The organism is Flavobacterium filum DSM 17961 (assembly GCF_000425465.1).
Lineage (GTDB): Bacteria > Bacteroidota > Bacteroidia > Flavobacteriales > Flavobacteriaceae > Flavobacterium > Flavobacterium filum.
In genome coordinates, this window is record NZ_AUDM01000031.1 from 1 (window position 1) to 14,948 (window position 14,948).

Here is a 14,948-nt window from a genome sequence, read left to right on the forward strand (position 1 = left end):
CATTGAAGATAGGCACAATAACGGTTCTATTATCGTTACTTCACAGATACCGGTACAAGGATGGTATGACATTATTGGAGAAAAAACAATCGCCGATGCTATCTTGGATCGTTTGATACATCATTCACACAGAATCGAATTATTGGGTGAATCGATGCGGAAGAAAAAAACCATTAATAAAGATTAATTTTTTTAACTATTTTTGAATAGAAACTAACACATGAAAAAAAGTAATTTTAGGTGAAAAATCGGGGTGGTCAATTTGAACCGGAATTGGGTGGTCACTTTCAACCGAAATCAGGTGGTCACTTTAAATCGGAATTGGGTGGTCAATTTGACCGGAATTTGCAAAAAGCACCCCATAAACCAATTTTATTGCTATCGGTTTTACAGTTGATTCGAAAAGGGGAGATTCTTTCCAATCGAATTGACATTACACCCGAATTGGTCTTGGCATTCAAAAGCAACTGGCAAACCTTGGTCACGACGAATCACACATGCAATTTTGTATTGCCTTTTTTTTATTCTAAATCAGAACCATTTTGGAAACTAACCTTTTTGTCAAAAGGAGCGGCCTCTTTAAAAAGCATTAGCACCTTAAACAGTTTAAAAGACAATGTGGCTTTCGCAGCAATCGACCCAGAACTATTTGTATTAATGACCGATGAAGTAACCAATGCTTTTTTAGAACAAGTATTGGTGGAAACCTATTTCCCGAATGCCACGCTCCATTAAAGCTTAGAAACAACCGAAAAACAATACGCTTTAGAATTGGAAATCAAACAACAAATCGTAGAAGAAACCGGAGAAGCCTATCAAAGTAAAATCAAACAACTCGAAAGTCAACTCAGCGAAGAAGAGTGGGAGGAAGAACGATTCATTCGAGGCGGTATTTTTAAAAAAGAAATACCGCGATTGTATGGCTACCAATGTTGTATTTCTGAAATGAAAATCGAAACGACCATCAATGCTCAGTTGGTGGATGCCTGCCACATCATACCGTTTAGCCTATCCAATGACGACACCATCAGCAACGGTATTTGTTTATCGCCTACGTTGCATCGGGCGTATGACAGAGGTTTACTCACCATTACAGAAGACTATATCGTTCGTGTTTCACCCACCGTGAGAGAAACCCAAAGCCCGTATGGCATTAGGCAGTTTGCCGGAAAACGCATGGAACTACCCCGAGAAGTGAAACACTATCCTTCGGTGCATAATTTGCGTTGGCATGGGAAGGAGAAGTTTGTGTTGTGAAGTGTTTAGACATTATTTAGTTATCCAACTCTCGAAGGGTATCAAAACCTTTAAATAATTTAGATTTTAAACCTTACCAATAGCTAAATCCACAAAGTCATTTCCATTTGTTACCAGTTCTAATTTAATGTTTGAGTTAGTTGTTTTAGACAATTCTTCAAAATGCTTTTTACCACAATCTATTTTACCTTGTTCGGATGGTCTTAAGAAATCATAACCCAAAGTTCCTTTACTTTCCACTACAAAATACAATTGTTCTTTAACCTCAATTTCAAATAAAACTGCCCAATCAGGATTGTAGTTACCCAAAGGTGTTTCAATTTTAAACCAATCGGGGAGTTTGGTATAAACTTTTACATTATTATTTCTTTCAAACTCTTTAGCCAAATCTTTTTCAATACCACTATCGTATATCGTATGTTCAAAAGGAGATTTTGAACTTTCGATCATATTAGATTTCAAATAACCAGTTAGTTCTTCATTCTCAAACAATTCTTGACTATAAAATTCATTTTCTCCAATCCTCTTATAAACAATACCATCAACAATATGTAAACGCATTTGTTCATTGATAATATCAATGCATCCTTCTATAAATTTTTGAGGATTAATCTTAAAGTATTCTAAGTTTTCACATCCATGAAGAATCTCAACAATTGACCTTCGAGTAAGTCTAGTTTCATTTTGCAAATAACTTATGATGTCGGGCAAAACTAAAACTTCTTGTTTGACAACATAATAATTGCTTTTAGGTTCGTTAAAAGTCAAACCACCTTCAGTTATGTCTAACTTTATTTTTTCATAGGTTAATTTGCCACCATTAACAACTAATCTATTATTGATATTTCTTGAGCATTCTTTTATTAGTTTTTCACTATTAAAATCCACAGAATAAGTAGTTTTATATTTTACTTTGTCCCATAGATTTTTAAATTCAGGACTTAAGTAAACCTGCTTATTTAGTTTTACAACCTCTTTTTTAGCATTATCTTTAATTTCAAGTTTACCTGCCGTTCTAGTAATTTCTTTAATTATTTGTTCTTCAATATGCTTTTCAAATTCTTGGCCTAAATCAACTTCACTGACTTTTAAATCTTCTTTTAGTAAATCTTGAATTTTACCTTTAGGACTTATGTATCCTTTTAATAAGAAGTGATTGAATATTTCCTCTGATTTCCGATGTCCAAGATATTGAGGTTCATTTCCATTCATACTAACAACAATGTTACTAAAACTATGTTCTTGTAAAACTCCAAATTTAATTCCAGTTTCTTTTTCTATTTCTTTTTGTAATTCATCCACAAACTCTTCATAGCTTTCAGAAGCCATTACAGTTAGTGTATTTATTTCAAAGCCATATTCTCTTTGTCCATCTTGATTAACTGCCAAACGTAATCCACGACCAATTTCTTGTCGTCTTCTTACTTCTGAACTTCCAGCTTCCTTTAAAGTACAAATTTGAAAAACATTTGGATTGTCCCAACCTTCTTTTAATGCTGAGTGTGAGAAAATAAAACGAAGTTTACTATCAAAACTTAAAAGTTTTTCCTTGTCTTTCATGATAAGATTGTACGTATCTTCATCTGCTTTTACTGAACCTGTGGTGTCTTTGAAGTATTCAAACTTGTCTTTTTTATTGCTTGCTTTTGATTGCTTATCTATCGAAAAATAACCGTTATGTATTTCGGAAACTTCACTATCTAAATCTTTTATTTCATTAAAAATAGATTGGTACTTTCGAGATTGAATTAGCTTTTTGTATTCCTCCTCAAAGATGGTTGCATAATCACCATTTTGAGCATTTCCTTCTTCATCATAAACTCTGTAATGTTTTACAGCATCAATAAAAAATAAACTCAATACTTTAATTCCTTTAGGATTTAAACGTATTTCTTTATCTAAATGTTCTTCAATAGTTTTTCTGATTTGATAACGTTTTATCATCAAATCATCTACTGCACCAATGGAATGACCTAAACTTATTTCAGTGCCATTTGTAAATTCAATGTACTCATCTTCTACATAAATGTCTTTCACAAAAAAGTCAGCATATTGAGGTAATTTAGTGAGTTGAAGAAAATCGGTATTTTGTTTTATTTCTTTGATTTCACGTTTGGCTTTTCCGTCTTTTGATTTACAATCCAATTCTACTTTAGCAGAAATACCATTTTTGTTTTGAACAGAAAGTAATTTTATATAAGCTCCACTTGAAGCAGCACCATCAACCTGAATAGAAGCAACTTCTATTTGTTTTACTAATTGTTTGTTGTAAGCATCTACAGCATCCAATTTATACATCAAATTGATTTTCTCCGTATGGGTAGCCGAATATCTAAATACAGCCAATGGATTAAGATTCTTTATAGATTTCTTTTGCAAAACACTACTCATAGTAGATTGTGGTTCATCAACAATAACAAACGGACGAGTATTTTGTAGTAGTGAAATAGGTTTGTAGCCTAACTTATCATTGTAATCCAATAATATTCTGTTGGTTTTAGTTGCTGATTCATCTATGTCTTTGGCAAATGCTTGAATATTGATTACCATGATTTGTAAACGGTCATTGGTTGCAAAATCTCTTACACTAGATAAATCGGAACTATCATATACAAAGAAGCTTTTTTCATTATATATAGCCTCCGGATAATGCTCATTGAAATGTTCCATAGTCATTTGCAATGACTTATAAACTCCTTCTTTAATAGGAATGGATGGTACAACTATGATGAACTTTTTAAAACCATATTGGCGTTGTAATTCCATAACGGTTTTTAAGTAAACATACGTTTTTCCTGTTCCTGTTTCCATTTCTATGGAAAAGTCGAGGTTTTTTATGTCTATTTCATTGGCTAACGATGGACGTAAGCCATTTCGCAACTGGATTTTTTGAGCATTATCAATGATTTGAGCTTCAGTTATTTGTAACTTGTTGGCAAAACCTAATTGATTTTCCTCTGCTCGATATTGAGTTTTAATATATTCTGGCGAGAATACGGTAAAGTTAGAAGTGCATACTTCTTGCCCTTTAAATAGATCTACAATAGCTTCCACAGCATCTTGTTGATGTTCTAAACCGCTTTCAAATTTTATTTTCATTCTTTTGCTTCTTATTTAACTACTACTTAAACTTACTGTCCAAGTCCTATTGAATCTTTTGTTTATTCTTTATTACCTTGGACACTGTGTCCAACTTATTGTCCAAGTAGAGCATTTAACGCTATAATATTAGTGTCATCTTGGACATTTATTTTAATAACATAGGCATTATAAAGGCTAAAAAATTATTTTTTAGAAATTATTTTTTTTAATTTTTCACTTATTACATAACCACCAGTTTTTTTAGAACCTTCAAACTCTATTGCTCCAATTTCTTTTAATGTACTGATATGACGCTCAATAGTTTTATATGATCTTTCTAATTTATCTGCTATATCAGATGCTCTAATACTTTTCTCCTTTATTATCAAAGTTATAATGTCTTTATAAGATTCTTTAACAATATCGGTTATTCCCTTACTTATTCCCTCATTTATTCCCTCATTTTTAATGTCATTTAGTAAAACTTCTATTCCCTCAGTTATTCCCTCAGTTATTCCCTCACTATAATTAAAAGGAACTACTAAATCAGGAAAAGTAACAGTAACTGTATTATCTTTAACAGTCCAAGTAGGAATTTTAAAGCCAAGTTCTTTACAATTAGCTATCATTTTTACAGTACCAATTCCTATTTTTTCTATCCAGTTTCTCAAAAAGAAAATATGAGCAATTGTTGGATTCACAGGAATTGAAAGATGGTCTTCTACTAATGATTTAACACTTATTCCTTTAGGTAAATTTCCATAACTACTTATTTGCAACTTATTTGGGTAAATATTTACAGCAATACTGCTTGAAAAAGAAGAATAATCTCTATGAATAAAAGCGTTTAGTAACGCTTCACGAATAGCTAATTTTGGATAGCTCAATTTGTCAGTTCTTTTCCAATTAGATTGATTAAACGAACTTGAAACACCATAAGCTAAATCAAAAAAATCAGTTATTTGTCGAATAGAATGAAATAAATTATCATCAAAGATTCTATCATATAACAAAGTATTACCTGTTTTGTCAGTATTAAATGCCGATATGCGAATGCGAACTTGAGGAAAAAATTTAGCAGGATGTTTTCCAAATAGAATTACGCAAGCATTGGTAAAGTCACCATTTTGATATAGACCATATTTACTTAAAAATTGTAAAGGATTGTCAGGAATATTATTTTCTCTTGCCGTTGTGTTAGCCTCGATTATACATTTATGAACTTCATTTAAGTCTATATCTTCAACATCAACTTCAATAGCTGATTTAGTTTCCCAACGTTGATTATTATTAGAATCTTTATGAATTAAAGCTGCTAATTGTTTTGAATCTGCTTTAACTGTAGAACTACCTACACGATAATATACACCACCTTTATAAATATAAGGTTGATTCGTGCCTTGCCAAACCGATAGTATCAATAGTTTTTTGTTGTTAACAGACTGAACATCTACCGAAATGGCAGGTTCAGGAATTATTTCTGATACTAAATAACTCTGAATTTCTACAGCTAACTTCTCAGCATCTTTTACACCAACTAAAGTTTGATTTTCTTCTTTACCAATTACTAAATGTCCTCCATCTCTATTTAAAAAAGAACAAATAACTTTAGCGATATTATCTTTATCAAAACGAGCTTTAAATTCAAGGGTTGAAGATTCGCTTTTCTGCAAAATTTCATTAATATAATTTACATCATCTTGTTTCATAACGCATTCATTTTTTTAATGATGTCTAAAATTCTATTTTTATCGTGGAACTGTGTTTGAATTACCTTTTTTATATCTTGTATGGTAAAATATTCATCCGTCCAATGCCCAATTCGTTCTGCAGGATCAATGTCGTTTAATATTGTGTCATTATACATATCAATTACACGAATATCATCTAATAACTTGGTTGGCTTATAAGCAAAATCCGGATTTAAACTTTTATCTGGAAGATAACGATATTGTTTAAAAAGTTCTCTAGCTACTCGAATATCTCTATGAGCAATAAACCATCTTGGTTTTTTCAATGAAATTGCAGTCTTCATTTCTTCGTGAGTAATGGAAGTTTCACCAATTATTCCTGAACCATAAAAGGGTCTTATAATACCAAAAAAGGCGTCACATTTTTGAGCAGCAATTATACAATTTTCTAAATTTGATTTAGATGGATCGGTTGGCATAGTTTTATAATGAGAACTAATAGGATGATATCCCATTTGCTCTAATATGCCACATATTTCATTGATTTGGTCTTCGTAGTTGTAAACCGATGAAGCTACCATTATTTCTATTCTACCATCCTCTGTCATGCTTTATGCCCTTAATTTATACTTTTTATTACTCTCAAGTTTGCTAAATACTATTCACTTCCTCAACCCCAAAACGCTTCAATATCTGCATAGCATTAACTTTATCTTTATCGCTAGCAAAACCAGTATCTTTAAAAATCACTCTGCAACGCGTTGGATTCAACTCTTGTTTCCAAGCACCGATGCCTTCGGATACTTCAGGTGTAATGTTGTTAGATAGACAAATAAACAACGTTCCCAAACCAACACTATACACTTTTTGTTGGGCTATGGTTTTTTCTTCAATGGCAACGGTTAAATCCAAACCGTATTTTAACAATATTTCAAATAAAATATCTTCTTCGGTTCTATCGGTTTTGATGTTGTTGGCAAAGGCATCGAGTTGTTCGGCTAGATTATCTGGGTTGCCGTCCCAAGCGACGATGTTACTGCTGTCTAACTTGAAGGCTTTAAAACCTATATCTAGTTTTTCAATACCTTCTTTATCTTTAAAATCTTGTTTTATTTTTTCTCCAGCTCTGCGGATGCGTTCTTTGGTAATCTCGGCAATAGTAGCATAACCGGCTTTAAAGGCTTCGCTTTTTTCATCGGTTGGCTCGGGTAATTGTACTGATATGCATTTTCTATTACCTTCATCTTCAGCATTGAGTTGCATTACGGCATGGGCTGTTGTGCCAGAACCTGCGAAGAAGTCGAGAATAATTGAATCCGTTTCGTAAAAAGTTCCTGAGCGACAAAGATATTTCATTAAACTAGTTGGTTTAGGATAGTCCATTATTCCTTCTTGTTTAAATAATTCTATAGCCTCGTTATATGAGTCTTCGTTTGTTCCAATTTCTGATTTTGAGTCTAACAAAGTACTAGGTCTTTTTATCTTCTCATCTTGATTATGTCTGAGAACATTAAAACCAAACTGTCTAGATAATGATACTGAAGATCCTAATGAGATTTCTTCATCAAGTTTCCTTTGTGTCCACACATACGCAGCTTCAGTTTTTAATTCAGTTATTACTAAACCTTGTTTAACTTCAAATGGCTGTAAAAACTTAACAGTACTCGTTGTATTACTATATTTTATTTTATCATATTTCCCATCTGCTAGATTAGTTGTAACAATGTTAGCTGGGAAAATTAACTCTTTAATTGCATTTGTTCTTTTAACTATTGGTTGCCATTTATCTGAATACGCAGCTTCACCATATAATTCTAAATTGCTAATTTTCTTACCAAAAACTATGACATATTCTGTCATTGAACGATGAGTTTTTGATAAGTGACTACCTTTTTTCTTTTTAACCCAAGTGAATGTTGCTAAATAATTCTCTTCTCCAAAAATTTCTTTCCCAATCTTAACTAGATTATCTACTTCATGATCGTCAATACTAATAAAGATTACTCCATCATCTTTCAGAAGGTTTCTCGCTAATCGCAAACGTGGGTACATCAAGTTAAGCCATTTACTGTGGTAACGTCCGTCACTTTCGGTATTGGTACTTGTTTTTTTACCACTTTCATCAATTTGTTTAGTTTGTCTCAAATAATTCCCTAAATTATCTGAATAGTCATCCTCATAAACAAAATCATTTCCTGTATTATAAGGCGGGTCAATGTAGATCATTTTTATTTTGTTGGCGTAGCTTTTTTGCAACAGCTTCAACACTTCTAAGTTGTCACCTTCAATAAAAATATTACCAGTAGTGTCCCAATCTTTACTGTCTTTTTTGTTAGGTCGTAAAGTGGCAGTTGTAGGTTTGTTGGCTTCTAAACGTGCTTGGTTTTTGCCAGCCCAAATAAAGCGGTAGTATTCTTCTTTTTCTTCTACACTTTCACCCAACAAAGCTTTCAGTTCGTTGAGGTCTATTTTGTCTTCTTTAACAATAGTAGGAAACAATTGTTTCAGGAGTTGTATGTTGTCGGCTACTATATCGGCACTGGTTAATGCTGTTATTTTTTCCATATTTGTAATGCAATGGTTTCTAAATCTTCGGCTCTTTGGTTTATGGTGGTTTCATTCCATTCATCAAGCAAAGTGTATTGTGTAGTCAAAGGTAATGATGAGAATTGTTGTAGCACACTTTTCTTGTTGCTCCAAGCACTATTTCGTAATTTGCTGTTTAAGTTTTTGGTAATGATGGTTAAATTACCAAAAGTCAATAGTTTATAATTACGATGATTTATTTCTTCTTGTGTATTCAATGTTCCCCAATTTTGTTCCCATTTTTTTGGCATCATGTGTTCTACAGAGAAACTATTTGAACTCAAAACCGTTACATCATTTAAAACTGTTTTTACTTGGTATAGTGCAATAATGTACAAGGTTTCTTTAGCGTGTTGATTACTTAATATCGAGTTGGCAAAAGCATTTTTAACATCGCTATCTTCAGGGAAACGATTAGTGTCTTCGGTATAGCCTAATAATGTATTTTGCAAAGCTTCAAAAACAGTATTGTTTGAAGTGCTTTTCACGCTTTTAATTATAGAAATAAACAAATTATTATAGTTCTTGGTTGTCAAACGGCAAATGTTTCTTCTTACCAAATAACTTTCTAAAAGTTCTAAACATTGTACTCTTTCGGTTTCATCAGCAACTTCTTTATATAAGAAAAGCACTAGCGGAAATATTGTGGTGATGTTTAAATTTTCGATTACATGGAAAAAGCGTTTTTCTTTATCGTCAAATTTCAAATTATTCAATTCTGTTCCCGAAGGAAATGATGAATAGATTTCTGCATAAGTTTTTAGACCTTCTAAAAATGCTTTTTTATCATCAAAAGATTTTCCTGAAAGCCAATCTTTGTAATCTTTAAAGAGATGTTCTAAAGAAACATCTTTTTGTGTTTGTATTAGTAAATAACAATATAAGAGAACATCAATATTCTCTCTGTAGATACGTCCAGCAGTTTTTTTGGTATTCCAAAATTTGATTGTTTCTTCATCTACTTCAAAAATATCTTCCCAATAGGTTTTGTATAAATCTTGAGTTTGGTTATCACTAAAAACAAAATTTTTCAGTAATTCTGAAGTCGTTAATTTAACCCCTAATGAGTTGATAGTATCAAAAATTTCCTGTTCATTATCATGTGGATCAAGCACCATGCTTATTGCTGGAAACTTGTGTAATATAGTATTGTTATAATTTAATAATTCATCATTGGTTAGACCACTAAATTTTGATATGAAATAACGATAAGTGTCAAGGATATTACTTTTTCCTTTTGGCTCAGTAAAAGTGGTGTTTTTATCTGAACTCATTACTTTATCAAAATAAATAGTATCAGTTCTATTATGCATTATGCGGTAATGAACTTTACCATAAGCATCTTTAAAAAACAGTGAATTATTAATATTATCAAACAAATAACTTGCATTAGGTTGATTTAAGTCAACATTATTTGCTAAAGCCTTAATCAATAATGAAAATGTGGTCATACGTTGTTGCCCATCAACCAAATCATATTTGGCTGTCATTTGAGAACTATTGGCACTGTTTTTAGTGATAATTGTTCCAATAAAATGTTCTTTTAAAGGGTTTGTTTTGTTGGCTTTTGCAGTTTCAATTACATCTTCATACAATGTTTCGCAATCTTCTTCCAACCAAACATAAGGACGTTGAAAAAACGGTATGATATATTGGTTTGTTCCGGTATTTAATAAATTTAATAAATGTACTTTTTGAATATTCATTATTTAATTGGATAGTTTGGTTTTAAGTTCTTGTATTTTATTTCTGTGTTCTTGTATTTTAGTATTCAATTGAACCATTTCAGATACTTGTGTTTCTTTTTTGGCTTGGTTTTCAAGTGCATAAATGGTTTCTTTTAATGCCTCGATTTCTTCTAATAGCAAAGCATCTTCTTTGCTTCTTTGGTACGGTCGTGCCACAAATGTACCGTTAATTTGGGCGGTTTGCAAACCAATAAAACACTGTATAAAATGTTGGTAATAGTTTTGTAAATTCAACTTATTTGCCTTTTCAAACGCTATACTTTCTATAAATGCTTGGTTTTTTGGGTCATTAATAGGCAATTGTAAATTGACTGTGGTATATAGTTTTTCAATAACACGTTTGGTAACATCATTATTATTGATGCGTTTTTCGGTAACATTCAATACCATTTGTTGGTTATCATAAATCATAACAAGCATTGGGTTAGGAATGTACTTTTGAACCAATTCAATAATTTTATGTTTCTGACGATCAAATTGTTCATTTGTGGTTTGAATGGCTAGGATATTTATTTCTTCATAAGTCACAACCTCATCAACATAAGCTGGAATATTGGCGGTTTCCACATTAACAGAAGCTAGTATTTCCATCTGTTGAATGATGGAAAAATCGTCCAATAATTTTCTTTCTGTCAAAGTCAAATCAAAATTGCGTTTAAAAAATGTTTTTGGCAATTTTTGATTCACCCAACACGCATGAGGTAAGTGTAACGCTTTATGTAGTAGTGCAACAGCCATTACTTACTTTATGATTAAAAAGGAAATCAATTCATACGGTGTATCGATATTCTTTTGAGAAAGACGGCTAATTCCCGGCAATGCTAATGAATTTAACCCCATTTCTGTAGAAGCACCTTTGCAATGTTGTAAAGCAACGTCTAGTAATTCTTTGTAACCATCCATGTAGCGTCCGCTTTTGGTTTGTTGGTTAAATTCAGCCACCAAACTTGGAATAACATCATTATGACCCAAACATAATTTTTTATAGTAATCCAAACAGCGTTTTGGGTTGGTACTGGGAATAAATACATCACCTTCTACAGTAACGTAACACAATACAAAAGGATAAATAATATTAGTACTCAACTTATCACCATCGATTGCAGCTTTGGTATCTCGTAAACAAAAAATAATCCCTTTTTTACCTTCATCTAAATTATTTGAAGTTAAAGCAAAAATACCTTTTGGTGTGAGTTGGAATTTTTCTCTTTCGGTTGGTGTTAATCTATCGGCATCGATTTTAAAATCATTAAACGTTAAATCGGTTATCGAAATGCCACCTTCAATATCTTCTAAATCCAATACCTGCGATTGCAATTGTTTTAATTGTTTTCTTCGGTATTCTAAATCTTGATTTAAGTGAGCCGTTTCATCAATTACATTATCATCACCCGTTGCTGAAGTATCTAACAATTGCATTCTACCTTTTACTCGAGCAATTAAATCAATGTAACTATCCAAAGCAAGGTTAGGGAAGAAGTTTACTAATTGAATTTTATCATTGATAGAACCAATTCGATCAATACGACCAAAACGTTGAATAATACGAACAGGGTTCCAATGAATATCATAATTGACTAAATAATCACAGTCTTGCAGGTTTTGTCCTTCAGAAATACAATCGGTACAAAACAAAATATCAATTTGATTTTTCTCGTCAGGATAAATGGCATTTCTCTTTTTGGATAAGGGCGAAAAGTGAATTAAGATAGAATTCAAATCCAAACGGCAATTCGGCATGTTGGATTTATTGGCATCGCCACCAGTCACTAAAGCTGAATACAATTGATGCTCTTCGTTTAACCAATGTGCCAAATGTTCGTATAAATACAAAACGGTATCAGCAAAGGCAGAAAAAACAATAACCTTTTTGTTGCCTTCATTAATCGGATTGTTTAGTTTTTCAACAATCAGGTCCTTTAAATCTTTAAGTTTAGCATCACGAGTTGAGTCAACAACAGCAGACATAGCAAGCAATTCTTCTAATCGCTTTTTATCATCATCAATATATTCTTTGAATTTTACTAAATCTAAATCTTGCAGCAATACTTTTACTTTGCCACCAACAATTAAATCTTCTAATCGGTCATCATCAAATTCTACTTCATTAATATCAAAATCAGTATCAAAATATTCGTTTTGATGAATGGTTGTTATCTTTTCAGAAAGATATTCTGTTTGGTCTAATAATGATTTTAAAGTCAATCTAAAAGAGTGTATAGAACTTTCCAAACGTTTTAAAAGATTAACACGCATCAAGTGAATCAAACTATCTTCACGCTCTACTTGCCTGAAAACAGAACCAGTTGAGGTTATATAATCGTATTTCTCTTCGTAGCTTTTTTTCTTGTCGTCACGCACAAAATACAATGGTGAATAGAATTTTAAGTTTAAAGCATTCAATAAGTTATTTACATTATCCATTTGAGGAAATGCTTTACCTGTATCGAAATCAGAATATTTAGGAATAGGTTTTAATCGTTCCGGAAATTTACCAATATCGGAAACATCATAATATTTTTCAATGTGTTTTCTTGAACGAGCTATAGTTAATAAATCTAGAATTTTAAAATAGTCGCCATTTAATGTTGTAACTAAACTATCTCTATTAATATTATCGTTATGATTTTCTTTTAGCCATGCATTGAACTTTTGTTGTGCTTTTCGTAAAGTTTGGTCAATACTTGAAATACCAAAATTACTTAATGCTGAATCATTTTGTTCAGTTATAAAAGCAATTTGATTTTTAATATCATTCATTCGAGTATTTACAGGAGTAGCCGAAAGCATTAAAACTTTGGTTTTTACACCAGTTTTAATAATATCACGCATTAAACGTTGATAACGAGAAATGGTATTTTTTCTAGGGTCATTGTTTCTAAAATTGTGGCTTTCATCAATAACTACTAAATCATAATTTCCCCAATTAATAGTTTCCAAATTTATTAAACCAGAAATTCCTTTTTCTCGTGATAAATCGGTATGGTTTAGAACATCAAAGTTCATTCGGTCTTTGGCTAAAATATTTCTAACATCTGAAATTAAACTATAGATTAACCAATTCTCACGTAATTTCTTTGGACATAAAACTAATATCCTATCATTTCTTAAATTGTAATATTTCATTACAGCTAAAGCTTCAAAGGTTTTACCTAAACCCACACTATCAGCAATGATACAACCACCAAAGGTTTCTATTTTATCAATAGCACCCAGTACAGCATCTTTTTGAAAATTGAATAACATTTTCCAAACTTCAGTTTCTTTAAAACCTGTGCGACTTAATCGTTGCTCAGAAATCTCATCAATGGTTTTATTTTGAAAAATATTGTGTAAGGTAAATTTATATAAATCCTCCGGGCTATGATGTTGAAGGGCTTTTGATATTTTTTTTAAAATAATTTCTTTTAAATCCTTTTTACTGTTGTTCCAAACATTGTTAAAAATATCCAAGTACTGATTGTTGTTGTCTTCAAATGAATTCAAAAACATTGGATTTTCTGCACTCATCACACCCAAAGAAATCAAATTCAAGTCGTATGGAACTAACATGAAATAGTTAGAAAGTTCTTTACTATTGGTGAGGATAAATTTTTGTCCACCAACGCTTCCTTCTCTAATTTCAACCTTGTCTTTTAGCAATTGATAAACTTTATCAGCTTTAAATCGTTGCGTTAACTCATGATAAGCTTTTAGTTCTTTTTCATCGTAACAAAAACGAATGTCTTTTTCTATGTCGGAATTATCAATTAAAATTTTTATAGTTGTTAAATCTTCAAAATTGTCTAGTAATTCAAACAATGCAGAAATTGAAAAATAATTAGTTGCAATGTAGAGTGAAGCTCCTTTTTTTAGTGAACCTACTAATTCGTCAATCAATAAAATATTTTGGTTGTTGATTATTTTCATGTTATTATTTTCAATATTCCAAACCTACCAATTTTTACCCACATTATCAATCCCACACCACAAATAATTCCACAAAAAAACCACCTATTCCGGTAACTTTTTTACGGATTCCCGCATTCTCTAAAAAAATTCAAAGGAGTTCACCCACCACCCGGCAGGTTTTTGTTTTTGGAATGGCTAAGATAGAAAAAAAGTCGAGAAAAGAAAATAGAGGAGGGGAAATAAGTTCTTAGTCCATAGTCCTTAGTCCTTAGTGAATAGTCCTTAGTGAATAGTCCATAGTCCATAGTTTTCGTTCTTTAAAAGGGAGTGTTCAATAAACTGTGTCATTTCATTTTATTCGGGAGTGTTCAATAAACTGTGTCATTTCATTTTATTCTATCACTAAAATACGCATTTAAATCATTTTGAATAGCAGACCAGTGAAAAATTTGTCCATTCCATCTAGTTTGTGCATTCATAATAGCTAAGTATACCTGTTTTAGGATTGCGTTTTCTGAAGAGAATGCACCTTTAGTTTTGGTTACTTTTCGTATCATTCTGTGATAACTTTCTATTGGATTTGTTGTGTACATTAGTCTCTTTAAATGAGGTGAATACTTGTAAATATTAGCTAGTCTATCCCAGTTTTTATCCCAGCTCCTAAATATTGCAGGGTATTTTTTATTCCATTTTT

At 31.7% G+C, this 14,948-nt stretch carries 11 protein-coding genes; 3 read left to right on the plus strand and 8 right to left on the minus strand.

Going from position 1 to position 14,948, the window contains the following annotated elements:
- The 3 genes from H601_RS15750 to H601_RS16220 all read left to right on the plus strand — a co-directional run.
- Positions 1–187, plus strand: a 187-nt coding sequence (locus tag H601_RS15750) for an ATP-binding protein (protein WP_026711790.1), incomplete at its 5' end; no start/stop codon positions are given.
- Between the two features lie 53 nt (positions 188–240).
- Positions 241–735 carry a hypothetical protein gene (locus H601_RS16215; protein ID WP_051220749.1) on the plus strand — a complete coding sequence of 165 codons (495 nt, stop codon included), beginning with the start codon at positions 241–243 and terminating at the stop codon, positions 733–735.
- 36 nt (positions 736–771) lie between these two features.
- A complete protein-coding gene (locus H601_RS16220) occupies positions 772–1,257 on the plus strand; it encodes an HNH endonuclease (protein WP_051220750.1) in 486 nt (161 codons plus the stop codon).
- A gap of 66 nt (positions 1,258–1,323) precedes the next feature.
- Here the strand turns inward: H601_RS16220 and H601_RS0112530 are convergent, their stop codons facing one another.
- The 8 genes from H601_RS0112530 to H601_RS15760 form a co-directional block, all read right to left on the minus strand.
- Complete coding sequence (locus tag H601_RS0112530; RefSeq protein ID WP_026711827.1) at positions 1,324–4,356, minus strand: type III restriction-modification system endonuclease; 3,033 nt, start codon at positions 4,354–4,356, stop codon at positions 1,324–1,326.
- A 185-nt stretch (positions 4,357–4,541) separates the two neighbouring features.
- On the minus strand, positions 4,542–6,047 hold the full coding sequence (locus tag H601_RS0112535) for an RNA-binding domain-containing protein (RefSeq protein ID WP_026711828.1): 1,506 nt from the start codon (positions 6,045–6,047) through the stop codon (positions 4,542–4,544).
- Complete coding sequence (locus H601_RS0112540; RefSeq protein ID WP_026711829.1) at positions 6,044–6,637, minus strand: DUF4062 domain-containing protein; 594 nt, start codon at positions 6,635–6,637, stop codon at positions 6,044–6,046. Before H601_RS0112540 ends, H601_RS0112535 begins: the two co-directional genes overlap by 4 nt.
- Before the next feature lie 43 nt (positions 6,638–6,680).
- A complete protein-coding gene (locus H601_RS0112545; protein WP_035655977.1) occupies positions 6,681–8,594 on the minus strand; it encodes a site-specific DNA-methyltransferase in 1,914 nt (637 codons plus the stop codon).
- Entirely contained in the window at positions 8,582–10,321 is a 1,740-nt protein-coding gene (locus H601_RS0112550) for a DUF262 domain-containing protein (protein ID WP_026711831.1), read from the minus strand. Before H601_RS0112550 ends, H601_RS0112545 begins: the two co-directional genes overlap by 13 nt.
- Before the next feature lie 3 nt (positions 10,322–10,324).
- On the minus strand, positions 10,325–11,101 hold the full coding sequence (locus H601_RS0112555; RefSeq protein WP_026711832.1) for a DUF4391 domain-containing protein: 777 nt from the start codon (positions 11,099–11,101) through the stop codon (positions 10,325–10,327).
- A gap of 3 nt (positions 11,102–11,104) precedes the next feature.
- Positions 11,105–14,272 carry a helicase-related protein gene (locus tag H601_RS0112560; RefSeq protein ID WP_026711833.1) on the minus strand — a complete coding sequence of 1,056 codons (3,168 nt, stop codon included), beginning with the start codon at positions 14,270–14,272 and terminating at the stop codon, positions 11,105–11,107.
- Positions 14,273–14,640: 368 nt separating this feature from the next.
- Positions 14,641–14,948: transposase (locus H601_RS15760; protein ID WP_035655978.1), on the minus strand; the 308-nt coding region annotated here is incomplete at its 5' end.